Source organism: Pseudomonas sp. RIT-PI-o, assembly GCF_001297215.1.
GTDB lineage: Bacteria > Pseudomonadota > Gammaproteobacteria > Pseudomonadales > Pseudomonadaceae > Aquipseudomonas > Aquipseudomonas moraviensis_A.
Map to the genome: position 1 here is coordinate 1 of NZ_LHPA01000017.1, position 25,766 is coordinate 25,766.

A 25,766-nucleotide genomic window follows, 5' to 3' on the forward strand; every position below is an offset into this window, starting at 1 on the left:
CCTCAAGCGGCGCACATGCCGAGGGGGCGAGGCTTGTGAGACATTCACTGCTCTGGAGCCCTCCACCCCCCCTGTGGCAGGGGCACTGCCCCCGCTGGGTGCGCGCCGCACCCCCAGGATTTTGGGGGCGCTCCCCCCCCAAGCGGGAGCAAGCTCCCTCGCCACGGAGTACTCAGTTTGACGATCTTTTAAGAGGGGGACCGCCCCATGTCCGCTGCTTCAGAAAACCAGCCTCGCGGCTACTTCGACAGTTTCGGCAAAAGCGCCGAAGCCGAGTTCATGCCGGAAACCGCCGGCGCGGCGTTGCAGGATTCGCCGCGCAAATCGCGAATCACCGTGTGGCTGGCGGCGGCGCTGCTGATCGCCGCACTGGTCTGGGCCAAATTCGCCGTGCTCGAAGAAGTGACCATGGGCGAAGGCAAGGCGATTCCGTCGAGCAAGGTTCAGGTGATCCAGAACCTGGAGGGCGGCATCGTCACCGAAATTTTCGTCCGTGAAGGCCAGATGGTCGGCAAGGGCGACACCTTGCTGCGTCTGGATGACACGCGCTTTCGCTCGAACAAGGGTGAAAGCGAAGCCGACCGTTACGCGCTGACGGCGCAGGTCGAACGCTTGTCAGCAGAGGCCGAGGGACGCCCCTTCAAGCTTTCTGCCGAAGTAATCGCCAAGGCACCGCAAGTCGCCGAGGACGAGCGCTCGCTGCACGAACAGCGTCAGCGCCGCTTGGCCAGCGAACAGCGCACCCTCAGCGAACAGCTGCGCCAGAAAACCCAGGAGCTGGCCGAATTTCGCTCCAAGCAGGGCCAGTTCAGCTCGAGCCTGGCGCTGCTGCAACAAGAGATGAACATGTCCGAACCGCTGGTGAAAACCGGCGCGGTGTCACCGGTGGAAATCCTCCGGCTCAGACGCAGCGCGGTGGAGATCCGTGGTTCGCTGAACGCCACCACACTGGCGATTCCCCGCGCCGAATCAGCCATCGCCGAGATCCGCAGCAAGATCGACGAATCCGAGCAAACCTTCCGTTCGGAAGCGGCAAAAGAGCTGAATGAGAAACGCACCGACCTGTCGAAAATCACCGCCTCGAGCATCGCCATCGACGACCGCGTCAGCCGTACTACGGTGACCTCGCCTGTACGCGGGGTGATCAAGCAGATGAAGGTCAACACCATTGGCGGCGTGGTTCAGCCGGGCAGCGACATGGTCGAAATCGTGCCGCTGGAAGACAACCTGCTGATCGAAGCCAAGGTCCGCCCGCAGGACGTCGCGTTCCTGCATCCGGGCCAGAAAGCCATGGTCAAGTTCAGTGCCTACGACTACACGATTTACGGCGGGCTGAGCGCCAAACTGGAGCTGATCGGCGCCGATACGATCACCGACGACAAGGGCAACAGCTTCTATCTGATTCAGGTGCGCACCGACAAGAATCACTTGGGCGGCGATGTGAAACCGCTGCTGATCATCCCGGGGATGGTGGCGACGGTGGACATTATTACCGGCGAGAAAAGCGTACTGGATTACCTGCTCAAACCGGTGTTGAAGGCGCGGACCGAGGCGATGCGGGAGCGCTGAGCCGGGCTCGACTCAACCCTGTGGCGAGGGAGCTTGCTCCCGCTCGACGGCGCAGCCGTCGTAAAACCTGTTGGCGGAGTCTGCCTGACCCAATCAGGTGAAGGGTCTTGGCTCTGCTGCGCAGCCCAGCGGGAGCAAGCTCCCTCGCCACAGCGCCCCCTATTGCGGCCCATGGTTCCTCTCATAAGTTTCCTCCCCCATCGCCGCAATCTGCCCTTCAATCAACGCCTCGAACGGCTTGAGTAACGGCGAAAACGTCGTTGGCGCTTCAAGTGTTTCCAACGCCTGCACAATCGCCTCGATAGTCGATAACGCCCCCGGCCCCGGTGCCTTGCGCAAGCGATAGCGCGACACGCCGCCCTCGGCCAGGGTCACCCGTGGCAACGCCGCCAGCAGCGGATTGAGGTGCAACATCTTGCGCGCCTTGCGCCATGTTCCATCCGGAACTACCAGCAACAGTGGTTCATCGGACTCGCCATAAGCCTGCATCGGCTGTGCGTCCTCAGCCGGAAACAGTAATCGCGCCTGATAACCCGGCCGGTTCAGCAGCGTCGGCAAATCCTCGAACACTTCACCGACAATCAGCTCGGCATTGCTCAGGCCAAGCGCCGCCAGGCGCGCGGTATTGAGCGCGTGACTGACCTCGCTCGGGTGCTGCAGCAGCAATACCCGGGTGCGGCTGTCGAGGTGCGGAATCAACGGGCATAGACAATGGGTCTTTGGGCGCAGGCAGCGCTGGCATTGGGGTCGGGACATGATGGATTACGCCTGATTCAATTGCGCTTTGAGCAAATCGCGGAAAGTCTGGATCAGCGGCTCGCGACTGCGACCGCGGCGCATGATCATCGAAAACGGCGCCTGATAACCGAAAGTTGCCGGCAGCAAGACACGCAGATCGCCCTTGTCGGCCCAGGCCTGCGCGTAGTGTTCCGGCAGATATCCGATGTACGCGCCGGAGAGCACCAGAATCAGTTGCGCTTCCATGCTTTCCACGGTCGCGGCGCTGTGTTTGAAACCGTGCCGGGCCAGTTCCGCCTGACTCCAGTAACCGCGCCCGACCATCCGTTGCTGGGTGATGACCTGCTCGGGGATGCGGCGCTCGTTGAACAGCGGATGACGACTGCTGCAATACAGCCAGTGCTGCTCGCGGTACAACGGCATGTAGACCAGACCGCTCATGCGCGTGGAAAACGCACCGATGGCCAGATCGAGGCGATTGTCCTGCACCCCAAGTTGCAACTCATAAGGGCTCATCACCGACAGGTGCAAATGCACCGCCGGGTGTTCCTGACTGTAGGCGCCGATAGCCTCGGCGAACGGCAGGGCCTTGTCGCTGACCGTGGAATCGATCACGCCAAGGTTGAGCGTGCCGCGCAGTTCGCCCTTGAGCGCGGCGGCGTATTGCTCGAAGCCTTCAAGCTCGGCAAGCAGGCGCAGGGTTTCCTGATGGAACAATTCGCCCTTGCTGGTCAGGCTGAACCCGCCGCGCCCACGATGGCACAGCACCAGACCGAGCGCGGCCTCGAGTTGGCTCATGTAGGTGCTGATCGCCGAGGTCGAGAGATTGAGTTCCTGCTGCGCATTGGCGAAACCCTGATGGCGTACGACGCTGACGAAGATGCGCAAGAGTTTCAGGTCGGGTAAAGCGTTGGCCATTTCTGCTCCGGGTGTTGCAGCTGTGTCTCTGTGGGAAAAGCCCCTCACCCCAGCCCTCTCCCCGAGGGAGAGGGAGCTGATCTCCATGGCTTTCAAATCCTGAGTTCGACTCGATTTTTCAGGTCGATGCAGAATCCGCCAACTACTCGGTCGGCCCCCTCTCCCTCTGGGAGAGGGCTGGGGTGAGGGCAACAATCCCCAGCCGAACACACCATTCGAACCCGCCAAAGTCTAATCCCACCTCGCCCATTAGTTTAGAAAAATCTGAACTAAGTTTTTGCCTGTAGCGATTCTTCCCCGTCACTGCATTTCGCATCATCGGCCCCACAGCGGCGTGCGACCTGTGCTCAACGGCGCGCCGACATAAATAAAACAACGACGATGAGGCCCTACCCGTGGACAAGATTCTTCACCAACCACTGGGCGGCAACGAAATGCCGCGCTTCGGCGGCATCGCCACCATGCTCCGACTTCCCCATGTACCGACTGCTGCCGGCCTCGACGCTGCCTTTGTTGGCGTGCCGCTGGACATCGGCACTTCGCTGCGCCCCGGCACCCGCTTTGGGCCGCGCGACATCCGCACCGAATCGGTGATGATCCGCCCGTACAACATGGCCACCGGAGCCGCGCCATTCGACTCGCTGTCGGTTGCCGACATCGGTGACGTGGCGATCAACACCTTCAACCTGCTCGACGCCGTGCGCATCATCGAAGAAGCCTACGACAACATTCTCGAGCACAACGTTGTTCCGATGACGCTGGGTGGCGACCACACCATCACTCTGCCGATCCTGCGCGCGATCCATAAAAAGCACGGCAAGGTTGGCCTGGTGCACATCGATGCCCACGCTGACGTCAACGACCACATGTTCGGCGAGAAAATCGCCCACGGCACCACGTTCCGTCGCGCCGTCGAAGAAGGTCTGCTCGATTGCGAGCGCGTGGTGCAGATCGGTTTGCGTGCACAGGGTTACACCGCCGACGACTTCAACTGGAGCCGCGATCAGGGCTTCCGCGTGGTCCAGGCCGAAGAGTGCTGGCACAAATCGCTGGCGCCACTGATGGCCGAAGTGCGCGAAAAAGTCGGCGGCGGTCCGGTCTATTTGAGTTTTGACATCGACGGCATCGACCCGGCCTGGGCGCCCGGCACCGGCACCCCGGAAATCGGCGGCCTGACCACCATTCAGGCGATTGAAATCATCCGTGGCTGTCAGGGCCTCGACCTGATCGGTTGCGATCTGGTAGAAGTCTCGCCCGCTTACGACACCACCGGCAACACCTCGCTGCTGGCCGCCAACCTGCTGTACGAAATGCTCTGCGTACTGCCTGGCGTGGTTCATCGCTGAGGGTCGGGTCATGCACGCACGTGATCAGGTTCTGCAAGCGGCCGCCGATCTGGTGTCCGCCTTCGCCCGTAACGATCGCGAAGCTTATTTCGGCGCGTTCAGCGCCGATGCAAGTTTCGTTTTCTACACCCTCGATCAGCCATTGCTGTCGCGCGATGCCTATCAGGCCTTGTGGGATAGCTGGCGTGCCGAGGACGGTTTCGAGGTGCTGTCGTGCACCTCGAGCAACGCCTTCGTCAGCCTGCAGGGTGACGTGGCGGTTTTCATCCATGACGTGGCCACCGAGCTGCGCATGCAAGGGGAGCAACACTTCAGCCAGGAGCGCGAGACGATTGTTTTCCGCAAACAAGCGTCGAGCCTAGAACAACAAGGCCTATGGCTGGCCTGTCACGAACATTTGTCCGCAATGCCGGAAGGGCTGCCACCCCCTTAGCCAATGGTGACGCTCACGCACGATGAGCGCGCCTGATGATCGGAGCAGATCATGAATAACAACAACAACGAAAAAAGCCTTAGCAGCATCGAAACAAACGGGGTCGAACAGATCCCGGCTCATGAGCGCGACGCCCGACCCAGCGACTTGTTTCGCTTGATCTTCGGCGGCGCCAATACCTTCGCCACCGCTGTGCTCGGCAGTTTCCCGGTGCTGTTCGGCCTGTCGTTTCAGGCCGGCGTCTGGGCGATTGTCCTGGGTGTGCTGGTCGGTGCGTTGATCCTCGCGCCGATGGGCCTGTTCGGCCCGCTCAATGGCACCAACAATGCCGTGTCTTCCGGTGCGCACTTCGGCGTGCACGGGCGGATTGTCGGTTCGTTCCTGTCGTTGCTGACGGCGATCGCGTTCTTCTCGCTGTCGGTGTGGAGTTCCGGCGATGCGCTGGTCGGCGGCGCCAAACGCCTCGTCGATTTGCCGGAAACCGACCTGACCCTGGGCCTGGCTTACGGTCTGTTCGCGCTGCTGGTGCTGACCGTGTGCATCTACGGTTTCCGCATCATGCTGTGGGTCAACCGTATCGCGGTGTGGGCCGCGAGCCTGTTGTTCCTGCTCGGCATCTTCGCCTTCGCTCCTGCTTTCGACAGCCAGTACGCCGGCAGCGTGGCACTGGGTCAGGCGGGGTTCTGGGCGGCATTCATCGGCGCGGCGCTGGTGGCGATGAGCAACCCGATTTCCTTCGGTGCGTTCCTCGGCGACTGGTCGCGCTACATCCCGCGTGAGACACCGAAAGGCCGGATCATGCTGGCGGTGATCGCTGCGCAACTGGCAACGTTGATCCCGTTCCTGTTCGGCCTCGCCACCGCCACTATCGTGGCGATCAAGGCACCGGACTACATCGCCGCGAACAACTACGTCGGCGGCTTGCTGGCGGTGTCACCGAGCTGGTTCTTCCTGCCGGTGTGCCTGATTGCGGTGATCGGCGGCATGTCCACCGGCACCACGTCGCTGTATGGCACCGGACTGGACATGTCCAGCGTGTTCCCCCGCGTCCTCTCCCGCGTCAAAGCGACTTTGCTGATCGGCGTGCTGTCGATCGCCTTCATCTTCATCGGCCGGTTTGCGGCGAATCTGGTGCAGAGCGTGTCGACCTTCGCCGTGCTGATCATCACCTGCACCACCCCGTGGATGGTGATCATGATCATCGGCCTGCTGGTGCGGCGCGGCTTCTATTGCCCGGATGACCTGCAAGTGTTCACCCGCGGCGAACAGGGCGGACGCTACTGGTTCAACCACGGCTGGAACTGGCGCGGTCTGGGCGCGTGGATTCCGAGCGCACTGGTTGGCCTGTGCTTCGTCAACCTGCCGGGTCAGTTCGTCGGCCCGCTCGGCGAAATGGCCGGCGGCATCGACATCAGCCTGCCGGTGACGTTGGGCTTGGCCTCGGTGGTGTACCTGACGCTGCTCAAGCTGTTCCCGGAACCGCGCGAAGTGTTCGGGCCGAGCGATGTGCGCAGCGAAGCCGCCATAAAACCCGAACTACGTCAGGCCGCCTGATTACACACAAAACCCTGTAGGAGTGAGCCTGCTCGCGATGACTGCAGCACATTCGCCATCGATGTGACTGAAAGACCGCTATCGCGAGCAGGCTCACTCCTACAAGGGAACTGATTTCAGCCTCGATATAAAAAAGACAATCGGAGACACGCCATCATGGCTTTGGATTTATTCGTCGTCCTAATCTACGCCGCCGGCATGCTCTTGCTCGGCTACTTCGGCATGCGCAAGGCCAAGACCAACGAGGACTTTCTCGTTGCCGGGCGCAACCTCGGCCCGAGTCTGTACATGGGCACCATGGCCGCCACCGTGCTGGGCGGTGCGTCGACCGTCGGCACCGTGCGTCTGGGCTACGTGCATGGGATCTCCGGTTTCTGGCTGTGTGCGGCGCTGGGTTGCGGCATCGTTGCGCTGAACCTGTTCCTCGCCAAGCCGCTGCTGAAACTGAAGATCTACACCGTCACCCAAGTCCTGGAAAAACGCTACAACCCGATGGCCCGCTCGGCGAGCGCGGCGATCATGCTGGCTTATGCGCTGATGATCGGCGTGACCTCCATCCTCGCGATCGGCACCGTGCTGCAAGTGCTGTTCGGCTTGCCGTTCTGGATTTCGGTACTGCTCGGCGGTGGCGTGGTGGTGATCTATTCGGCGATCGGCGGCATGTGGTCGCTGACCCTCACCGACATCGTCCAGTTCATCATCAAGACTGTCGGCCTGATGTTCATCCTGTTGCCGATCTGCCTGTACCGCGTCGGCGGCTGGGACGAACTGGTGCTGAAACTGCCGGCCACCGCGTTCAACTTCACCACGATCGGCTGGGACACGATCATCACCTACTTCATGATCTACTTCTTCGGCATCCTCATCGGTCAGGACATCTGGCAACGGGTGTTCACCGTCAAGACTGCAAAAGTCGCGCAATACGCCGGCAGCATCGCTGGCATCTACTGCATCGTTTACGGCCTGGCCTGCGCGTTGATCGGCATGGCCGCGCACGTGCTGATCCCGGATCTGGACAACGTCAACAATGCCTTTGCGGCCATCGTCAAACTGTCGCTACCCGATGGCATCCGTGGTCTGGTGATCGCTGCTGCACTGGCGGCGATGATGTCCACCGCCAGCGCCGGCCTGCTCGCCGCAGCCACGACCCTGACCGAAGACCTGCTGCCGAAACTGCGTGGCGGCAAACAGTCGAGCCTGGGCGTAAACCGATTGTTCACTCTACTGACTGGCGTAGTGGTTTTGGGAATCGCGCTGGTGGTGAATGATGTGATCAGCGCCCTCACCCTCGCCTACAACCTGTTGGTCGGTGGCATGCTGATTCCGCTGATCGGGGCGATTTTCTGGAAGCGCGCAACCACCGCCGGAGCGATCGCCAGCATGGGCCTGGGCTTCGCCACGGCGCTGCTGTTCATGTTCAAGGATGGTCTGGATGCCAACACGCCGATTTACTACAGCCTGGCTGTGGGTCTGGTGAGTTTTGTCGTGGTCAGCCTGATGTCCCGTCGCCCGGCAGTGGTAGCAACTGCGGTGTGAATCGGCGGTAACGCTTTGATGTTTTCTTCAGCGGGTATGGCGTCGGTGGCCATGCCCGTTTTTTTCGCCTGGCGAAAAGCAAAAGATCGCAGCCTTCGGCAGCCTCTACATTTTGTAGAAACCGCCGACGGCTGCGATCTTGAAATCTCTGATCGGAGGTATTAACGCCGACGTGGCTGACGCCGACGCTGTTCGTCGTCCGTGCGAATCGGTACCGGTTGCAGAGGCGGTTCGATCAAACCGAGGGCAACTCCCAAATCGTGCAGCCAGTTCTGGATTTTCTCTTTCATCGTCATGCCCCCTTCAGGGTGGTGCTGAGCGGCCGGAATTCTGAGGCCGCTTCGCACTGATAATAGTCCGAAGTCCTACGCAATGCTCGGCCAAATCCGCAATGATCTGTTACTGAATTGAACAGGATCCGCGGCGATTGGTTCACGCTGTTTCACGCACTTCATCCAAAGCCACGGGATAGACCGCTTGCTGCACGTCGATCCAGGCGTTCAGGTTGGCCCCGGCCATGCCCTTGCGCCACATGAGCCACGTTGTCGCACCCGCGAACGGCTCGGCCAGCGGATGCACCGCGACGCTTTCGCGACCCGGCAGGCTGGCGAGCATCGACTCGGCCATCAGTGCCACACCGCTGCCGGCGATCACACAGGCGAGCATGCCCTGATAGGACTCGATTTCCATCGGCCGGCCCATCGCCGCATGGTAGTGAGAAAACCACGCCTCCAGGCGCATGCGGTAGGAGCAGCCCTGACGGAAGGTGAACACCGCGAGCCCTTCCACGTCCCGCGCGCTGCGCACCGGTGGATGATCGATTTCGGTGATCAGCACCAAGCGTTCCTCGCAAAGCGGCACGCCATCGAGGCCGGCCAGTTCCAGTGGCCCGTCAACCAATGCCGCGTCGAGGCGGCCGGTGAGCAAGCCTTCGAGCAATTCGCCGGTCGGCGCCGATTGCACCTGCAAATTCACCATCGGGTACTGCTTGTGATAACGCGCCAGCAACGCCGGCAGATGGATCGCCGCCGTGCTGTACATGGTGCCCAGCACGAAGTCACCGGCCGGTTGCCCGCCCATCACCGCCGCGCTGGCCTGATCGCGCAGGGCAAACAGTTTGCCGGTGTAGTCGAGCAAAACCTTGCCCGCCGGCGACAACTGCAGGCGCTGCCGCTCGCGGACGAACAGTTCGACACCCAGCTGCTCTTCAAGCTGTTTCAGCCGCGTCGACAGGTTCGATGGCACGCGATGCAGGCGCTCGGCAGCGCGGGTGATCGAGCCTTCTTCGGCGACTGCCTGAAAAATCCGCAACTGACTGAATTCCACCTGCTTTCTCCTGAACAGAACAAGTTACTCACTATTATTCAATTTTAAAGAAAGTCAATCAGTCCTAGCCTGACGGTCATTGTTCCTCAGACGGAAGCCCGACCATGTCGCCGTTGATACGTTTATCTGCCTGCTTCGTCGCCCTGATGCTGGCCATGGGCATCGGCCGTTTCGCCCTGACGCCCCAGATGCCGCACCTGCTCAGCGAAGGGCAGATCGACCTCACCGCCGCCGGTCTGATCGCAGCCGCCAACTATCTCGGCTATCTGCTCGGGGCGCTGGATGCGATGTTCGCCCAGCGTCCGCGACAGGTGCAGCGACGGCTGCATGGCGGGCTGTGGCTGTGCGTGCTGCTGACACTGGCGTCTTTCTGGGCCAACGGTTTCTGGTCACACCTGCTGTTGCGCTTTGGTACCGGGGTGGCGAGCGCCTGGGTGGTGGTAATGATCACTTCGCTCAGTCAGCCGCTGGCGGCGGCAGCAGGTCGTCCGCGCTGGGGCGCTCTGGTTTTCGCAGGGCCGGGGCTGGGGATTTTTCTCACAGGATTGCTGGCACTGGTCTCACATCAGTTGCAGCAGACATCAGCGACGCTGTGGCTGATTTACGCAGCCGCCGCATTGCTGATGATGCTTGGCGTCTGGCGGTTGTTGCCGCAGCCCGCGGCGATAAAGGGGACGGCGATCGCCCCTGCGACATCAGCGAACCGAGGGATTGGCCGACTGGCACTGGTGTATGCGCTCTACGGCATCGGCTACATCATTCCGGCGACGTTTCTGGCGCAGATGGCCAACGCGCAGTTTCATGGCCAGTGGCAGGCGGATCTGTTCTGGCCGTGCTTCGGCCTCGGCGCGGCGCTCGGTGTGTGGCTGGTTAGCCTGCGTCGGCATGATCCCGAGACCACGCGGCACTGGCTGATGGCAACGTTATGGCTGCAAGCGGCCGGCGTGTTCGCCTGTCTGCTGGGCAGCGGCCTCGGCCTGGCGTTGGGGGTGATCCTCTGCGGCACGCCGTTTCTGGCCTGCATGCAACTGGTGATGCAGCGCTCGCGGGAACTGGCACCCCACGCCACTCAACGCAATGCTGGAATGCTCACGGCGTGCTTCGCCGTCGGCCAGCTCAGCGGCCCGTTGCTGGCGGCGCTGAGCAGCCATTTCAGCGGCGGTTTGCAGCCGGCGCTGCTGATCGCCGGCGCAGGCCTGTTGGTGGCAGGCGCGCTGGCGATGCAGGTAAAAGCTACTGGCCCAGCGCCTTGCGCAAACGCCGACGCAGCCACTGCTCGGCGCTGACAAAAGTGATGCCGAGCAGCACCAGCACGGCGCCGATGACGAAGTTCAGGCTCAAAGCTTCACCGAGCAACAGCACGCCGAAGGTCACGCCGAACAACGGCGTCATGAACGAGAACACCGCCAGGTTGGCCGCCAGATAACGACGCAGCAGCCAGAACCACACCAGGTAACTGAAAAACGACACCACCAGGCCCTGGAACAGCACGCTGGCTACCGCCACCGTGGTCAGGCTGACATGCGTGATCTGGCCGCTGAACAGCGCGATCAGCAGCAGGCCGAGGAAGCCGACCAGCAATTGATAAAACAGCGTCAACGTTACCGGCGCTTCCGACAATCGCGAGGCGCGCACCACTACAGTGGTCGCGCCCCAACAGGCGCCCGCGAGCACGCCGAAGGCATCGCCCAGGAGCATGCGGCGGTCGAGGTTGTCCCACGACACACCGCCGGCGAAGGCAATCGCGATGCCGATGAAAGCCAGCAGAATCCCCAACCACTGCAATGGGCGCAGGCGCTCGCTGGCGAGGAGGAAATGCACGCCGAGTGCGGTGAAGATCGGCGCGGTATAGAGGAACACCGACATGTGCGCGGCAGTGGTCAGTTGCAGGCCCTCGGCGATGAACAGGAACTCCAGACCAAACAGGGCACCGGCCAGCAGCCCGCCGCGCCAAGTACTGGGGACCTGATCCCAACCGCCCTTCCAGCAGATCAGCAAGCCGACCAGCAACGCGGAAATTCCCGAGCGCCCCGCCGCTTGCATCACCGGCGCGATGTCCGTTGCCGCCCACTTGATCAGGACTTGCTGGACACCCCAGATCAGGCACAGGCCGATCATCACTTGCAGGGCAAAACCGTCGGCATTGCGCCGCTCGGCACTCACCGCAACACCTCGAACACACACAACATGGCAGGCCATCCATTGGTCAGAACACAGTGTCGGGGATTATCAACCAGATGAGCAGAGAAAGGCGTCTGGAAAAGACATTCAGTTGGTCAGTGACGTCAGCGCTGAATGGTTGACGGCTGCGCCGTCATTCGCGAGCAGGCTCGCTCCCACAGAGGGTTCGGTGAACATGTAGGAGTGAGCCTGCTCGCGAAGAGGGTTCGGTGAACATGTAGGAGCGAGCCTGCTCGCGAAGAGGTCAGCACTGGCGATAAAGCTTTTGGATCAGTCAGGCGAATCGCTTCGCCACCAGATAACCCACCGTGCAGGCAACCGCCGTCGCCACTGTGCCCCACGCCCAATCCAGCAAACTCACCTGCGCCGACCAGCCGCGCAAGGTCGCCCAGTTGGTCAGGTCATACGTGCCATAGGCCACCAGCCCCAGCAGCGCACCGAGCTTCGCCGCTCGCTGCCAGCGCAGCGCCGGCAACACCACGAACACCACGCAGCCGATCACGTACAGGCCATAAAAAACCGCGGCGGGGAACAGCAGCGGTTTTTCCAGCATCAGCGAACCGAGCAGTTCGCGATAGGTCGGAGCCATCAATAGCCCGAGCCAGATACCGTCGAGCAGAAGAAACGTCAGTAGCGTCGAGACGTATGCGATCAGCGCCTTTTTCATTGGCTCACCCCTTTAGATGTGGGAGCCGCCGATTTTCAAGATCAAGATCAAAAGATCGTCCGAACGCGGCCCGAGCCTTCGGCAGCTCCTACCATGGGCCTGCGGTGAGTCAGGTTAGTTCAATGCGATCGGCGTGGATGACGATCTTGCCTTCCTTGTACAGCGAGCCGATGGCTTTCTTGAAGTTGCCTTTGCTGACGCCGAACAGGCTGCTGATCAACGCCGGATCACTCTTGTCGCTGACCGCCAGGGTGCCGTCGTTTTCGCGCAACTTGCCGAGGATCTTCGAGCTCAGGCTGCTGGCGGCTTCCTGGCCAACCGGTTGCAGGCTCAGGCTGATCTTGCCGTCGGCGCGCACTTCCTTGATGAAGCCTTTCTCGCGCATGCCCGAACGCATGAACTTGAAGATCTCGTTCTTGTGGATCAAGCCCCAGTGCTTGTTGTTGATGATCGCCTTGAAGCCCATGTCGGTGGCCTCGGCAACCAGCAGATCCACTTCCTGGCCCGGGCTGTAGGTGGCCGGGGTCTTGTCCAGATAACGATCGAGACGCGCGGTGGCGGTAATGCGGCGCGTGTGTTTGTCGAGGTAGACATGCACCACGCAATATTCGCCAGCGGTCATCTGGCGCTTTTCTTCCGAATACGGCAGCAACAGATCCTTCGGCAGGCCCCAGTCGAGAAACACGCCGATGCTGTTGACTTCAACCACTTTCAGGCTGGCAAATTCGCCGACCTGGACTTTGGGTTTTTCCGTGGTGGCGAGAAGTTTGTCTTCGCTGTCCAGATAGATGAATACGTTGAGCCAGTCTTCATCTTCGCTGGGAATATCCTTAGGGATATAACGGTTGGGCAAAAGAATTTCGCCATCGGCACCGCCGTCCAGATATAAACCGAAGTTAGTGTGTTTAACCACTTGCAAACTGTTGTAACGCCCGACTAAAGCCATTTCCGAAACCCTCAATACGTGGGCGGCATTCTACCCGTTTTTGCCGCGAACGTCGGGCGGCAGATCCTCGCAGCGGGAAATCTGCTTCAACGTGTTGATTTTGCTTGATCACCGCCCCGCGAGGTGCCACTCGTCAGTCCGGCGAGGCGGCTCACTGCCGTGCGCATTTGCCTCGGCCTGAGCAGATGTTCTTATTTAAAACAGCGGGTTAGCGACATATTAATAGTATCGACCCGGCATTAATGCGGCGCTGAGCCTGGTTATTCCCGGGGATATTTACCAAGCTATTGTCAAGTTATTCCTGTACGATGCCTGGCCGAGTTACTTTTCTACAGGTTAATGGCCGCCATGCGTGTAAAAGCATCCACCAGCAAAGCAAAGCCAGCTCCAGCCGTTGAAACCAGCGAATCGATCAACGATCAGATCGCAGCGTTCCTCAAGTCCGGCGGCGAGATCCAGCAAATTGCCAAAGGCGTCAGTGGCCAGACGTTCGGCCCGTCCAAGCAGATCAGCCTGGGCAAGAAGTAATACCGGTTTTACCCCGTCCAGAGGCGCTTTGAGCTTCGAAGCGCCTGGACTGGCACCGCACCACCCCCCTTCGCTTTAAACAAATATCCCCGAAAATCGACGAACGGCCATCATTGCCGAGCATTCGCCGGTATCCTTGCACGCGTCTAGATCAAGCGTTTCAGCAGGCATTCGCCCTGCGCTCGCGGTTCATGGAGTGACGCATGCGCCCATTTCCCTGTTTATTGTTCGTCAGCCTGCTCTCAGGCGCGACCGCGCACGCGCAGGTTTTTCAGGGTCAACTGGGCGACTTCGATCTCAAGCTCGGCACCACGCCCAGCCGCAGCATGGCCCAGGGACTGGTCAAACCGGCGGCGGTCGGCTCGTTCCATGGCGGCCTCGACCTGAGCCATGACAGCGGCGTGTATTTCGGCCAGTACGCGCCGAGCATGGGCATCACGCCGGGCAAAAACCTCGAGATCGATTCCTACGTCGGCTTCAAGCAACCTTTCGATCAGGTGCTCGGCTATGAAGTCGGGATGATTCACTACAGCTATCCCCGCGTCGACACGCTCGACAGCCAGGAGCTGTTTGGTGGCCTGACCCTGCTCGGCAGTCGCTTCGGCATCGCTCTAAGCAACGACCCGGATAAACAGAACAACACCTTGTTTGCCGATCTCAGTGGCAACCAGCCGTTCGGCATTGGCGTGAGCATGAAATACACCACCCACCAATTGAACAGCCCGGTGGCCGTGGACGGAGGCTACATCAGCAGTTTCACCGATTGGTCGGTCAAACTGTCGCGGCCGTTCATGGGCGTCGATCTCGATCTGATCTACAGCAATTCCAGCCTTAGTGGCAGCGATTGCTCGGCCTATTCCGGGCACAACAGCGAGTGCGACGGCCTGGTCACGCTCAAAGCCGTACGCACGTTCTATTGATCGGCTGAACTGCTGCGCGCATCCCGCATCACATAAGAATCAGATTTCCGACGCCAGGCTCTCGCAAGGATTTGCCCATGTCTCGCTGGTTCAAACAGATTGCCGCCCTGCTGATCTTCACCCTCGCCCTCGGCGCCTGCAGCCGCGTGGGCCTGGCCTACCGCAACCTCGACGTAATCATTCCGTGGTCGCTCGGCGACTACGTGGACATGAACGGCGAGCAGAAAGACTGGTTCAACGAACGACTGAAGGAGCACCTGAGCTGGCACTGCACCACGCAGTTACCCGGTTACCTGGACTGGCTGGATCGTTTGCAGGCCATGGTCGAAAGCAACCAGGTCACCGATGCCGCTTTGCAGGAGCGCACCGCCGAAGCCAAACAGGCAATCGCCGAAACCGCCCGGGAGATCACCCCGTCGGCGATCGAACTGCTGCAGGGTCTGGACGACAAACAGGTGGCGGAAATGAATGACGCGTTTGCCAAGGATTTGCGCAAACGCCAGCAGGAATACGTGAAACCACCCTTGGCCCAGCAGATTAAGGAACGCGGCGAACGCATGGAAAAGCGCTTGAACGATTGGCTGGGTCCGTTGAGCGACACGCAAAAACAACGCGTGGTGGCCTGGACCAACGCTTTGGGCGATCAGAACACCCAATGGATCGCCAACCGTGCGCATTGGCAGCAACAGTTCAGCGCCGCCGTTGCGCAACGCAAAAGTCCGGAATTCCCACAACGCATCGAGACGCTTCTGGTCAATCGCGAGCGGTTATGGACAGCGGATTACCGCAAGGCCTACGCCAACACAGAAGCCCAGGCTCGCGCGCTGTTTGTGGACTTGATGGCGGAGAGCACGCCGCAACAACGTGAGCGCTTGCTGAAAAAGATCGAAGGCGTGCGCAAGGATTTCAATGACCTGAAGTGCCTGAAGGCCGCGAAGAAACCTTAAGACATTACACATCCCCCTGTAGGAGTGAGCCTGCTCGCGATAGCAGTTATCCATTCAGCACATATTCAACTGACAGACCGCTATCGCGAGCAGGCTCACTCCTACAGGAGGGCGGTGGTCAGTCAGGCGATCTGGGCTTTTGAGGCGACTTCATCAAACGTCGCTTCCTCCAGCGCATCTTCCTGCTCATCCAGCACCTGGCGCGGGTGGTCATTGCCGGGAATGCTGCTGTCGATCAGGCTCAGCAGGCTGGAGCCACGCGGTGTCAGACTGAAGTTATTGCCGGTACTGCCTTCATGCTCCGCACGCGGCTCGATGAATCCACGTTCCAGCAGGAGCTTCTCGTAACCGCAGGCCACGGTTTTAAGGTGATCGAGATTCTCGATCGGCTCGCCGGCGCTGGCTTTCTCGGCCGCATGGTCCTCGGCATAAGCGCGGGGAGCGAAGCTGTGGCCCGCGCTGTTCTGCACTTCGTGCAGCAAACGTTCAATCAAATCCCAGTTATAAGTCGTCATCCTGATTCAACCTCCGGTGCGGGTGATTTGTGCCGCGTTCAAGGTTGTGACCCAAGCGCCGCGCAGCCGTTCAGCCGCATATTTTCACGCCGACCGACCGGCGGTGTGTCGATTCCCCTGCCCGTTGAACGACTAGTCTCAAAACAGCCGGCTCATCCCGCAGGAGACATCGTCATGAACGTTGCAAATCACCCGGTGGTATCACGCGAAGAATGGCTCGCCGCCCGTCAACAGCATCTGGCTCACGAAAAAGCCTTTACCCGCGAACGCGACCGCCTCAGCGCCGAGCGCCGCGCCCTGCCCTGGGTAAAAATCGACAAGGACTATCATTTCCAGGGGCCGAACGGCGAGCTCAAGCTCAACGACCTGTTTGGCAACCACAGTCAGTTGATCATCTACCACTTCATGTTCGCCAAAGGCTGGAAGGAAGGCTGCCAAGGCTGTTCGTTCCTCAGCGATCACATCGATGGCGCCGATCAGCACCTGGCCCACCACGATGTTTCGGTCGTCGCAGTTTCCCACGCGCCGTTCAGCGAGTTTCAGGCATTCAAACAGCGCATGGGCTGGACATTCGACTGGGTCTCGTCAGAAGGTTGCGACTTCAACTACGACTTCGGCGTCTGCGCCCGGGCTGAAGATGTTGCCAAGGGGACGGCTACGTACAACTACGAAAAGACCAACAGCGCCGAGGAAGAAATGCCCGGTTTGAGCGTGTTTTATCGCAACGACAAAGGCGAGATTTTCCACACTTATTCGACATACGCGCGCGGCCTGGACATGCTGGTTGGCGCCTACCACTATCTTGATCTGACGCCCAAGGGCAGGAACGAGGACGAGATCATGGAATGGGTGCGGCATCATGATCGGTATGAAGGTGCGCCGAAGTCGGGTTGCTGTCATGCCGATTGAGCGCAACGCTGACCCCACAGTTTCTGAACTTTTGCCAGGCTTCAGCCCTCAACCGGTTAACCCGCCTTAACCGGAACTGAGGCCTGCCCATGAAGACCCTGATCAAGCTCTCCCTCGCCGCCACTCTCGCCTGCGCCCTGCCCGTCTGGGCCTGTACGCCAGAAGAGGCGACGATCAAACGCGAACAACTGGCCAAGGAAGTCTCGAAGCTCACCGAGCAGAATCCGGAAAAAGCCAAGGAGATCAACGCCGAGTTGCAGAAAATGGATCTGGAGACGGCCAGCGCTGATGTGCCCGACAAGTGCCAGTTGATCGACCAGCGTTTGAAGGAACTGGGTTCGGCGGAGAAAAAGGCCGAAAGTTGAGGACGAAAAAAAACCGGACAATGTCCGGTTTTTTTTATGCGCGTTCTAAAGCTTACTCAGCCGCAGGTTCTGCTGGCTTGCGACGCTTGAGCGGGGCCATGCCGTCGCTGCTCACCAGAGAATCCGGCTTTGGACGGTTGACGCTCTTGCGCTTGGTTGGCGTCTTGGCGGCGGTCTTTTTCTTGTCGCCCTTGGCGTCGGTCTTTTTCTTCTTCACGCCGACGGCTTTGCCCGAGGCCTTGACCTTTTTAGGGCCGCCGTAGGTGCCTTTGACTTCCTTGATGGTGCGGCGCTCGAAGCTCTGCTTGAGATAGCGCTCGATACTCGACATCAGGTTCCAGTCGCCGTGGCAGATCAGCGAGATCGCCAGACCATCGTTGCCGGCACGGCCGGTACGACCGATGCGGTGCACGTACTCGTCGCCGCTGCGTGGCATGTCGAAATTGATCACCAGATCCAGACCGTCGACGTCCAGACCACGGGCCGCAACGTCAGTGGCAACGAGGATCTTCACACCGCCCTGCTTCAGACGATCGATCGCCAGTTTGCGGTCCTTCTGGTCTTTCTCGCCGTGCAGCACGAACGCCTTGTATTCCTGGGCCACCAGGCGGCCGTAGATGCGATCGGCCATGGCGCGGGTGTTGGTGAAGACGATGGCCTTCTGGTAGGTCTCGTTGGCCAGCAACCAGTTCACAATCTGCTCTTTGTGCTGATTGTGGTCGGCGGTGATGATTTGCTGACGAGTCGTCGAGTTCAGCTGACTGACCGCATTGAGCTGCAAGTGCTCCGGGTTGTTCAGGACCTTGGCGATCATTTCGCGCAGACCGGAACCGCCGGTGGTGGCGGAGAACAGCATGGTCTGCTGACGGTTCGGGCATTCATCGACCAGACGCTGCACGTCTTCGGCGAAACCCATGTCGAGCATGCGGTCGGCTTCGTCGAGCACCAGCACTTCGACTTCTTTGAGGTCGAGGTTGCCGGCGTTGAGCTGCTCGATCATCCGCCCCGGGGTGCCGATGAGGATGTCCGGCACTTTGCGCAGCATTGCGGCCTGTACCTTGAAGTCTTCACCGCCAGTGATCAGGCCGGACTTGATGAAAGTGAACTGCGCGAAGCGTTCAACTTCCTTCAAAGTCTGCTGGGCCAGTTCACGGGTCGGCAGCAGGATCAGCGTCTTGATGCTGACGCGAATCTTCGCCGGGCCGATCAGGCGATTGAGGATTGGCAGAACGAAAGCGGCGGTTTTGCCGCTACCGGTTTGCGCCGTCACCCGCAGATCACGCCCCTGGAGCGCCAGCGGAATGGCCGCGGCTTGCACAGGCGTTGGCTCGACAAATTTCAGCTCGGCCACGGCTTTGAGCAGGCGTTCGTGCAGGGCGAATTGGGAAAACACGGGTGCTACCTCGAAGATATGCAAAAAAACAGCTGCATAGGTTACCGGTTTCGAGCGCTCAGGCCGAGTTTCTTTGTGCAAACGCCGACAATCAGTGGTTTTTTTGTTGCCCGATTTGTCACTCGCTGCAATACACAGCGTCTTAAATGCTCTAATCGGCCCTCGCGTCTTACAGAAGAAACGTTTCGCTCATGGATATCAAACAGCTCTGGCTCAAAGCCCAGGACCTCTGGGGCACACTCGAAGAGCACCCGCTGCTGCAATCGGGACTGGCATTGCTGGTGCTGCTGGTCATCGCGCTGGTACTCGGACGCGTGGCGCGTTACCTGATCCTGCACGCCAGCCGCATGCTCGGCCGCCAACCGGCGCTGCACTGGATCAACGACTTGCGCCACAACAAGGTGTTTCAACGACTGGCGCAAATGACGCCGTCGCTGGTGATCCAGTTCGGCCTGCACCTGGTGCCGGAACTGAGCAAGACCGCGATGAATTTTCTCGGCAACGTCGCGCTGGCCTTCACCATCCTCTTCCTGCTGCTCTCGGTCAGCGCCCTGCTCAATGCCTTGCTCGACATCTACGCGCGCACCGAGCATGCGCGCACGCGCTCGATCAAAGGCTACGTGCAGCTGGCGAAAATGGTCTTGTACGTGTTCGGCGCTATCATCATCGTCGCCACCCTGATCGACCGTTCGCCGCTGTTGCTGCTCTCGGGCCTGGGTGCGATGTCGGCGGTGATCCTGTTGGTCTACAAGGACACCCTGCTGTCATTCGTCGCGAGTGTGCAGCTGACCAGCAACGACATGCTGCGGGTCGGCGACTGGATCGAGATGCCGCAAGTCGGCGCCGATGGCGACGTGGTCGACATCACGTTGCACACGGTCAAAGTGCAGAACTTCGACAAAACCATCGTCTCGATCCCGACCTGGCGCTTGATGTCCGAGTCGTTCAAGAACTGGCGCGGCATGCAGCAGTCCGGCGGCAGGCGGATCAAGCGCAGCCTGTTCATCGACGCCAGCGGCGTGCGCTTCATCCGCGACGACGAGGAAGAAAAGCTTTCGCAAGTGCACCTGCTGACCGACTACATGGGCCGCAAGAAAGCCGAGCTCAAGGCCTGGAACGAAGCGCAGGGCAATGTCGCCGCAATGTCGGCCAACCGCCGCCGGATGACCAATATCGGCACCTTTCGCGCCTACGCTTTGGCGTATCTGAAGAGTCACCCGGAGATTCAGCCGAACATGACCTGCATGGTCAGGCAGATGCAGACCACCGCCCAGGGCATTCCACTGGAAATCTACTGCTTCACCCGCACCACGGTGTGGGCCGATTACGAGCGGATTCAGGGGGATATTTTCGATTATCTGCTGGCGGTGCTGCCGGAGTTTGGCTTGAGTCTGTATCAACAGCCAAGTGGCGGGGATTTGCGCGCGGGGTTGCTGCCGGCGGTGTTGGGCACGGCGAATATTCCGGAGCCGGAAAAACACCTGATGTAACCCACGAATCCAACTGTAGGAGTGAGCCTGCTCGCGATAGCGCCAGTCCAGACAACTCGATGTCGACTGAACAATTGCTATCGCGAGCAGGCTCACTCCTACATGGGCTATGCGGTGGCCTGGGATTTGCGAATACCCAACCGGCTAATCCACACCGCCATCAGAATCACACTGCCGCCGAGGAACAATCTCCCCAGTTCCTCATGCTGATTCCAGATCAGCAAATTCAACAACAACCCTACCGGTACATGCAGATTGTTCATCACCGCCAGCGTCCCGCCGTTGACCATGCACGCGCCCTTGTTCCACCAGTACAAGCCCAGCGCCGTCGACACCAGCCCGAGAAACAGCAACACCGCCCATTGCAGCGGTGCTTCCGGGAGAAAGTTCGATTTGCCGAACAACAGAAACGCCGGCAGCACCACCGCCAATGCGCCGAGGTAGAAATAACCGAAGCGCCGGTAATGCGGCAGATCACTCGGGTGCCTGGCCACCAGATGCTTGTACAGGACCTGCCCGGCGGCGTAGGTGAAGTTGGCCAGTTGTAGCAGCAGGAAGCCCATGAAGAAGTCCGGACTGATGCTGTCGAAACGAATCACCGCCGCACCGCCGACTGCCACCAGCGCGGCAATCAGCGCCCACGGGTTGAAGCGACGGTTCAGCGCGTCTTCGATCAGAGTCACATGCAGCGGCGTGAGAATGGTGAACAGCAACACCTCCGGCACCGTCAGCACACGGAAACTCAGGTACAGGCAGACGTAAGTCACGCCAAACTGCAACGCGCCGATCAGCAACGTGCCCCGCATGAACGCCGGCTCCACCGAACGCCAGCGCGTCAACGGAATAAACACCAGCCCGGCCAATACCACACGGACCAGCACCGCAAAGTAACTGTCGACATGCCCGGCCAGGTACTCGCCGATCAAACTGAAGGAAAACGCCTGGATCAGCGTGACAAAAAGTAGATAGCCCATGTTCGCCTCGAAAATCGAATGGCGGCGACGATAGCGGTTTTTCGGATGGGCTCCAACAGTAATCGGCGCCGGAATCAAAAGCCCCTCACCCTAACCCTCTCCCGGAGGGAGAGGGGACTGACCGAGGGGTTTGGTCGAGAAACGCCGACGTGGCATATCGAGCCGAATGCGGGTCCTGCAAAGATCAAAAGCCGCTCACCCTAACCCTCTCCCGGAGGGAGAGGGGACTGACCGAGGGGTTTGGTCGAAATACGCCGACGTGGCATATCGAGCTGAATGCGGGTCCTGCAAAGATCAAAAACCCCTCACCCTAGCCCTCTCCCAGAGGGAGAGGGGACTGACCGAGGAGTCTGGTCTAGCTACGCCGACATGAAATACCGCATCGAATCCAAAAAAGCCAAAAACCGGCCCTCCACCACTCCACACAATGAGCGCAAGCTCGAGTACCGCTCTTGACCTTGATCCACCCGCCCCGTCGGCAGGCTGAGCGGAGGGATTGATCCGGGCGTGGGAGCGCAGCGACCGTACGACGCAGTCGAACACAGCGAGTGTAGGTGCAGCGAAGCAAACCGGAGCCGCTGCGCCCGGATCGATCCCGCAGCGAAGGAACCCCGAGCCTAAGCGAGCGGGCCGAACGTTGGGGCAAGCCTTTTTGGGTACTTTTTCGGCGTCTGGAAAAAGTGCCTCGCCGTAAGGGCGAAACCGCCAGCCGCAGCACCGCAAAAAACGGATATACCCCCAAAACCCCAAGAACCTGGTCGGCCCAAAGGCCGCCAAGAAAACCCAGACAAAAAAAAGCCCGATCTCGCTAAAGCGTTCAATCGGGCTACAGCACTCAGGAGCAAAAGTGCAAAGGGAGGTTCGATGCGCGTGGAACCTTGAAGGGGTTGCGCCAGGTCACTAGACCATCCAGCGATTATCTGGCGATTAACCGATCAAGCGACCTGAGACAATTTGGCGTTGGCCTGATTCAGCCCCTTCTCCTGGAAGTCACCGCCAAGGTTCATGCCCTCGGCATGGATAAAGGTCACGTCGTTGATGCCGATGAAACCCATCACCTGACGCAGATACGGTTCCTGATGATCCGCCGGACCACCGGCATACACACCACCGCGAGCGGTCAACACAAAGGCACGCTTGCCATTGAGCAAACCTTGCGGACCGGTCTCGGTGTACTTGAAGGTCACTCCGGCACGCAGCACATGGTCAAGCCAGGCCTTGAGCGTGCTCGGGATTGCAAAGTTGTACATCGGTGCAGCCATCACCAGCACGTCGGCGGCGAGCAGCTCATCAGTCAATTCGTTGGAACGATCCAGCGACGCTTGTTCGCTGTCGTTGCGCTGTTCGGCGGGTTTCATCCAGCCACCCAGCAAGTTGGCGTCCAGATGCGGCACCGGGTTCACGGCGAGGTCACGCACGGTGATCTGATCGGCAGGGTGCGCGGCTTTCCACTGAGCGATGAAGGTCTGGGTCAGTTGACGGGAAACCGAGTCTTGCTGGCGGGCACTGCTTTCGATGATCAGAACGCGGGACATGGTGTGTAGTCTCCATCCGAGAATGTTGTAAGTCGATGGAGTGAAGGTTAAACAGAGTCGAATCGATGAAAAAGCGCAAATATCCGCTGTAACCCATCGATAAATTCGTTTATAAGCTAAACCCACATACCCCTGTGGGAGCGAGCCTGCTCGCGATAGCGGTGTATCAGATACACCCATGTCGACTGACACAGCGCTATCGCGAGCAGGCTCACTCCTACAAGTGGAAACCGTTATTTCGGAGTGCAGGTCAGTTTGATGCGCAGCTTGATGATCTCGCGGGTGAACTTGGCCGTGGCGTTTTTGTGCGTGCCGGCCGGCACATCGATGCTGCGCGTGCGTGGTGCTTCCGGGCCGTTGCTGAACACGGCCCGGCAGGTCGCGTCGACATCACCGTAGTTGGCCACCCGGATCGAGCCGATGTCGTTATCGGTGTCGAAGGTCTCGTAGTCGATCTTCATGCCGTTGAGATCCTTCTGCACATCGATCGGATAGGCAAACGCGGTCAACGGCAGCAGCGCCAGCACCACACAACAGAATTTTTTCATTCGGCAGTCTCCATGAGGGACGGCCAGCTTAGGACAAGAGGAGCTATTGATGAAAGCGCCCCGCGTGACCCTTGATCAATGGCGAACGTTGCAGGCCGTGGTCGACCACGGCGGATTCGCCCAGGCCGCCGAGGCCCTGCACCGTTCGCAGTCATCGGTGAGCTACACCGTCGCCCGCATGCAGGATCAGCTCGGCGTGCCGTTGCTGCGCATCGACGGCCGTAAAGCCGTGCTCACCGAGGCCGGCGGTGTGTTGCTGCGCCGTTCGCGGCAACTGGTGAAACAGGCCAGCCAGCTGGAAGATCTGGCCCATCACATGGAGCAAGGCTGGGAAGCCGAAGTGCGGCTGGTGGTCGATGCCGCCTACCCGAGTGCGCGGATCGTCCGCGCGCTGACCGCGTTCATGCCGCAGAGTCGCGGCTGCCGCGTGCGTCTGCGCGAGGAAGTATTGTCGGGCGTTGAGGAAGTGCTGCTCGAAGGCGTCGCGGATCTGGCCATCACCGGCCTGAGCATTCCGGGTTACCTCGGCGCTGAGCTGAGCGATGTCGAATTCGTCGCCGTCGCCCATCCTGATCACCCGCTGCATCGGCTCAATCGCGAGCTGAGCTTTCAGGATCTGGAAACCCAGATGCAAGTGGTGATCCGCGACTCCGGCCGCCAGCAGCCGCGCGATGTCGGCTGGCTCGGCGCCGAACAGCGCTGGACCGTCGGCAGCCTCGCCACCGCCGCGACCTTCGTCAGCAGCGGCCTGGGTTTTGCCTGGCTACCGCGACACATGATTGACCGGGAATTGAAGGATGGCTCGCTCAAGCTGCTACCGTTGGATCGGGGCGGCAGCCGCAACTCCAGTTTCTATCTGTATTCGAACAAGGACAAACCTCTGGGCCCGGCCACGCAAATCCTCATCGAGTTGTTGCGCACCTTCGACACCTTGCCGCTGGATGCCCCGTTCGCCGCCCCCGAGCAAGCCTGACACGGAGTTCACCGATGGCGTATTTCGAGCACGAAGGTTGCAACCTGCATTACGAGGAATATGGCCACGGTACGGCGTTGCTGCTGGTTCACGGGCTCGGCTCGAGCACGCTGGATTGGGAAATGCAGATCCCGGCGCTGGCCGCGCGGTACCGGGTGATCGTCCCGGACATTCGCGGCCACGGGCGCTCGGACAAACCCCGCGAGCGCTACAGCATCGCCGCATTCAGCGCCGACCTGCTGGCCTTGATCGAACACCTGCGCCTCGGCCCGGTGCACTACGTCGGGCTATCGATGGGCGGGATGATCGGTTTTCAGCTGGCCGTCGATCAGCCGCAAGCGCTCAAGAGCCTGACCATCGTCAACAGCGCGCCACAGGTCAAATTGCGCACGCGCGATGATTATTGGCAGTGGTTCAAGCGCTGGAGCCTGATGCGCCTGCTCAGCCTGGAAACCATCGGCAAAGCTTTGGGCAGCAAACTTTTTCCCAAGCCGGAACAGGCCGATCTGCGGCGGAAAATGGCCGAACGCTGGGCAAAAAACGACAAACGTGCTTATCTCGCCAGCTTCGATGCGATTGTCGGCTGGGGCGTTCAGGAACGACTTTCCCGGGTGTCCTGTCCAACGCTCGTCATCAGCGCCGACCGTGATTACACACCGGTGGCGTTAAAGGAAACCTATGTAAGACTGCTGCCGGATGCGCGGCTGGTGGTCATCGCCGACTCGCGCCATGCCACCCCGCTTGATCAACCCGAACGCTTCAATCAAACGCTGCTGGATTTTCTCGCCACAGCCGACCTTCACTCTCAGGATCACTGACCCATGCTGAAAAAACTCGCCCTCGCCGCCGGCTCCGTACTGTTTGCCGCCAACCTGATGGCTGCCACCCCGGCCAAGGCGCCCCACGTGCTGCTGGACACCACCAACGGCCAGATCGAAATCGAACTGGACCCGGTCAAAGCGCCGATCAGCACCAAGAACTTCCTTGAATACGTAGACAGCGGCTTCTACAACAACACCATTTTCCACCGCGTGATCCCGGGCTTCATGGCTCAGGGCGGCGGTTTCACCCAGCAGATGCAACAGAAAGAAACCAAGGCGCCGATCAAGAACGAAGCCAGCAATGGCCTGCACAACGTTCGCGGCACCCTGTCGATGGCGCGCACTTCCAACCCTGATTCGGCGACCAGTCAGTTCTTCATCAACGTTGCCGACAACGCTTTCCTCGATCCGGGCCGTGACGCCGGTTACGCGGTGTTCGCCAAAGTGGTCAAGGGCATGGATGTCGTCGACATCATCGTCAACTCGCCGACCATCACCAAACAAGGCATGCAAAACGTGCCTTCCGACCCTGTGATCATCAAGTCGGCCAAGCGCATCGACTGAGTTTCGCCGGGCATACCGAGCGGCGCCGGGCTGAGCCTGCGTCGCTCGCACTGATAAAAGGAGAGCCCGT

27 protein-coding genes are annotated in these 25,766 nt (G+C 60.2%); 15 read left to right on the forward strand and 12 right to left on the reverse strand.

Annotation, left to right across the window (positions count from 1 at the left end; genetic code table 11):
* Window positions 1–207: 207 nt before the first annotated feature.
* Entirely contained in the window at window positions 208–1,569 is a 1,362-nt protein-coding gene (locus AEQ63_RS07185) for an HlyD family type I secretion periplasmic adaptor subunit (protein WP_064362482.1), read from the forward strand.
* A 159-nt stretch (window positions 1,570–1,728) separates the two neighbouring features.
* Here the strand turns inward: AEQ63_RS07185 and AEQ63_RS07190 are convergent, their stop codons facing one another.
* The gene (locus AEQ63_RS07190) at window positions 1,729–2,325 is read right to left on the reverse strand and encodes a tRNA-uridine aminocarboxypropyltransferase (protein ID WP_064362484.1); all 597 of its coding nucleotides are present in this window, start codon (window positions 2,323–2,325) and stop codon (window positions 1,729–1,731) included.
* A 6-nt stretch (window positions 2,326–2,331) separates the two neighbouring features.
* Window positions 2,332–3,225, reverse strand: coding sequence for a LysR family transcriptional regulator (locus AEQ63_RS07195; RefSeq protein ID WP_007956593.1), 894 nt, complete (start codon window positions 3,223–3,225; stop codon window positions 2,332–2,334).
* Window positions 3,226–3,620: 395 nt separating this feature from the next.
* On the opposite strand from AEQ63_RS07195, the gene speB reads away from it, so the two are divergent.
* The 4 genes from speB to AEQ63_RS07215 all read left to right on the forward strand — a co-directional run bounded on the left by speB (window position 3,621) and on the right by AEQ63_RS07215 (window position 8,094).
* Window positions 3,621–4,571: an agmatinase gene (speB, locus tag AEQ63_RS07200; RefSeq protein WP_042607473.1), complete on the forward strand. Its 951-nt coding sequence runs from the start codon at window positions 3,621–3,623 to the stop codon at window positions 4,569–4,571.
* A gap of 10 nt (window positions 4,572–4,581) precedes the next feature.
* Window positions 4,582–5,004, forward strand: a complete 423-nt coding sequence (locus tag AEQ63_RS07205; RefSeq protein ID WP_064362486.1) for a YybH family protein — start codon at window positions 4,582–4,584, stop codon at window positions 5,002–5,004.
* 51 nt (window positions 5,005–5,055) lie between these two features.
* Entirely contained in the window at window positions 5,056–6,558 is a 1,503-nt protein-coding gene (locus tag AEQ63_RS07210; RefSeq protein WP_064362488.1) for a purine-cytosine permease family protein, read from the forward strand.
* A 156-nt stretch (window positions 6,559–6,714) separates the two neighbouring features.
* Window positions 6,715–8,094 carry a sodium:solute symporter gene (locus tag AEQ63_RS07215; RefSeq protein ID WP_064362490.1) on the forward strand — a complete coding sequence of 460 codons (1,380 nt, stop codon included), beginning with the start codon at window positions 6,715–6,717 and terminating at the stop codon, window positions 8,092–8,094.
* A 161-nt stretch (window positions 8,095–8,255) separates the two neighbouring features.
* Here AEQ63_RS07215 and AEQ63_RS29080 read toward each other — a convergent pair whose 3' ends face one another.
* Window positions 8,256–8,384 carry a PA1414 family protein gene (locus AEQ63_RS29080; RefSeq protein WP_003184145.1) on the reverse strand — a complete coding sequence of 43 codons (129 nt, stop codon included), beginning with the start codon at window positions 8,382–8,384 and terminating at the stop codon, window positions 8,256–8,258.
* Window positions 8,385–8,526: 142 nt separating this feature from the next.
* A complete protein-coding gene (gene ptrR, locus AEQ63_RS07220) occupies window positions 8,527–9,420 on the reverse strand; it encodes a putrescine utilization regulator PtrR (RefSeq protein WP_064362492.1) in 894 nt (297 codons plus the stop codon).
* A 104-nt stretch (window positions 9,421–9,524) separates the two neighbouring features.
* On the opposite strand from ptrR, the gene AEQ63_RS07225 reads away from it, so the two are divergent.
* Window positions 9,525–10,706 carry an MFS transporter gene (locus tag AEQ63_RS07225; protein ID WP_064362494.1) on the forward strand — a complete coding sequence of 394 codons (1,182 nt, stop codon included), beginning with the start codon at window positions 9,525–9,527 and terminating at the stop codon, window positions 10,704–10,706.
* Here the strand turns inward: AEQ63_RS07225 and AEQ63_RS07230 are convergent.
* The 3 genes from AEQ63_RS07230 to AEQ63_RS07240 form a co-directional block, all read right to left on the reverse strand.
* Complete coding sequence (locus tag AEQ63_RS07230) at window positions 10,654–11,583, reverse strand: DMT family transporter (protein ID WP_042607467.1); 930 nt, start codon at window positions 11,581–11,583, stop codon at window positions 10,654–10,656. The genes AEQ63_RS07225 and AEQ63_RS07230 overlap by 53 nt on opposite strands.
* A 292-nt stretch (window positions 11,584–11,875) precedes the next feature.
* Complete coding sequence (locus AEQ63_RS07235) at window positions 11,876–12,268, reverse strand: DUF2177 family protein (RefSeq protein WP_064362496.1); 393 nt, start codon at window positions 12,266–12,268, stop codon at window positions 11,876–11,878.
* 109 nt (window positions 12,269–12,377) lie between these two features.
* A complete protein-coding gene (locus tag AEQ63_RS07240) occupies window positions 12,378–13,214 on the reverse strand; it encodes a CvfB family protein (RefSeq protein WP_016771157.1) in 837 nt (278 codons plus the stop codon).
* A 339-nt stretch (window positions 13,215–13,553) separates the two neighbouring features.
* Here AEQ63_RS07240 and AEQ63_RS07245 point away from each other — a divergent pair, with 339 nt between their 5' ends.
* From AEQ63_RS07245 to AEQ63_RS07255, 3 genes are all read left to right on the forward strand, one after another.
* Window positions 13,554–13,742 carry a hypothetical protein gene (locus AEQ63_RS07245; RefSeq protein ID WP_016985943.1) on the forward strand — a complete coding sequence of 63 codons (189 nt, stop codon included), beginning with the start codon at window positions 13,554–13,556 and terminating at the stop codon, window positions 13,740–13,742.
* 203 nt (window positions 13,743–13,945) lie between these two features.
* Window positions 13,946–14,662 carry a TorF family putative porin gene (locus tag AEQ63_RS07250; protein WP_064362498.1) on the forward strand — a complete coding sequence of 239 codons (717 nt, stop codon included), beginning with the start codon at window positions 13,946–13,948 and terminating at the stop codon, window positions 14,660–14,662.
* 77 nt (window positions 14,663–14,739) lie between these two features.
* A complete protein-coding gene (locus AEQ63_RS07255; protein ID WP_064362500.1) occupies window positions 14,740–15,609 on the forward strand; it encodes a DUF6279 family lipoprotein in 870 nt (289 codons plus the stop codon).
* 122 nt (window positions 15,610–15,731) lie between these two features.
* On the opposite strand, the gene AEQ63_RS07260 is transcribed toward AEQ63_RS07255, so the two are convergent.
* Complete coding sequence (locus AEQ63_RS07260; protein WP_064362501.1) at window positions 15,732–16,124, reverse strand: hypothetical protein; 393 nt, start codon at window positions 16,122–16,124, stop codon at window positions 15,732–15,734.
* Window positions 16,125–16,298: 174 nt separating this feature from the next.
* On the opposite strand from AEQ63_RS07260, the gene AEQ63_RS07265 reads away from it, so the two are divergent.
* Both AEQ63_RS07265 and AEQ63_RS07270 read left to right on the forward strand, forming a co-directional pair.
* A complete protein-coding gene (locus AEQ63_RS07265) occupies window positions 16,299–17,033 on the forward strand; it encodes a DUF899 domain-containing protein (RefSeq protein ID WP_064362503.1) in 735 nt (244 codons plus the stop codon).
* 89 nt (window positions 17,034–17,122) lie between these two features.
* On the forward strand, window positions 17,123–17,398 hold the full coding sequence (locus AEQ63_RS07270) for a hypothetical protein (protein WP_042607461.1): 276 nt from the start codon (window positions 17,123–17,125) through the stop codon (window positions 17,396–17,398).
* A 52-nt stretch (window positions 17,399–17,450) separates the two neighbouring features.
* Here the strand turns inward: AEQ63_RS07270 and AEQ63_RS07275 are convergent, their stop codons facing one another.
* The gene (locus AEQ63_RS07275) at window positions 17,451–18,791 is read right to left on the reverse strand and encodes a DEAD/DEAH box helicase (protein WP_039761006.1); all 1,341 of its coding nucleotides are present in this window, start codon (window positions 18,789–18,791) and stop codon (window positions 17,451–17,453) included.
* Window positions 18,792–18,982: 191 nt separating this feature from the next.
* Between AEQ63_RS07275 and AEQ63_RS07280 the strand changes: the two genes are divergently transcribed.
* Entirely contained in the window at window positions 18,983–20,281 is a 1,299-nt protein-coding gene (locus AEQ63_RS07280) for a mechanosensitive ion channel family protein (protein WP_042607459.1), read from the forward strand.
* Between the two features lie 107 nt (window positions 20,282–20,388).
* Here AEQ63_RS07280 and AEQ63_RS07285 read toward each other — a convergent pair whose 3' ends face one another.
* From AEQ63_RS07285 to AEQ63_RS07295, 3 genes are all read right to left on the reverse strand, one after another.
* Window positions 20,389–21,255: a carboxylate/amino acid/amine transporter gene (locus tag AEQ63_RS07285; protein ID WP_064362504.1), complete on the reverse strand. Its 867-nt coding sequence runs from the start codon at window positions 21,253–21,255 to the stop codon at window positions 20,389–20,391.
* Window positions 21,256–22,190: 935 nt separating this feature from the next.
* Complete coding sequence (locus AEQ63_RS07290) at window positions 22,191–22,790, reverse strand: FMN-dependent NADH-azoreductase (RefSeq protein WP_042607457.1); 600 nt, start codon at window positions 22,788–22,790, stop codon at window positions 22,191–22,193.
* 233 nt (window positions 22,791–23,023) lie between these two features.
* Window positions 23,024–23,338: a hypothetical protein gene (locus AEQ63_RS07295; RefSeq protein WP_042607456.1), complete on the reverse strand. Its 315-nt coding sequence runs from the start codon at window positions 23,336–23,338 to the stop codon at window positions 23,024–23,026.
* Window positions 23,339–23,387: 49 nt separating this feature from the next.
* On the opposite strand from AEQ63_RS07295, the gene AEQ63_RS07300 reads away from it, so the two are divergent.
* From AEQ63_RS07300 to AEQ63_RS07310, 3 genes are read left to right on the forward strand one after another with little or no spacing between them, the layout of a single operon-like run.
* The gene (locus AEQ63_RS07300) at window positions 23,388–24,311 is read left to right on the forward strand and encodes a LysR family transcriptional regulator (RefSeq protein WP_016771199.1); all 924 of its coding nucleotides are present in this window, start codon (window positions 23,388–23,390) and stop codon (window positions 24,309–24,311) included.
* Between the two features lie 14 nt (window positions 24,312–24,325).
* A complete protein-coding gene (locus tag AEQ63_RS07305) occupies window positions 24,326–25,129 on the forward strand; it encodes an alpha/beta fold hydrolase (RefSeq protein ID WP_064362505.1) in 804 nt (267 codons plus the stop codon).
* 3 nt (window positions 25,130–25,132) lie between these two features.
* A complete protein-coding gene (locus AEQ63_RS07310) occupies window positions 25,133–25,696 on the forward strand; it encodes a peptidylprolyl isomerase (RefSeq protein ID WP_042607454.1) in 564 nt (187 codons plus the stop codon).
* The last annotated feature ends 70 nt before the right edge of the window (window positions 25,697–25,766 follow it).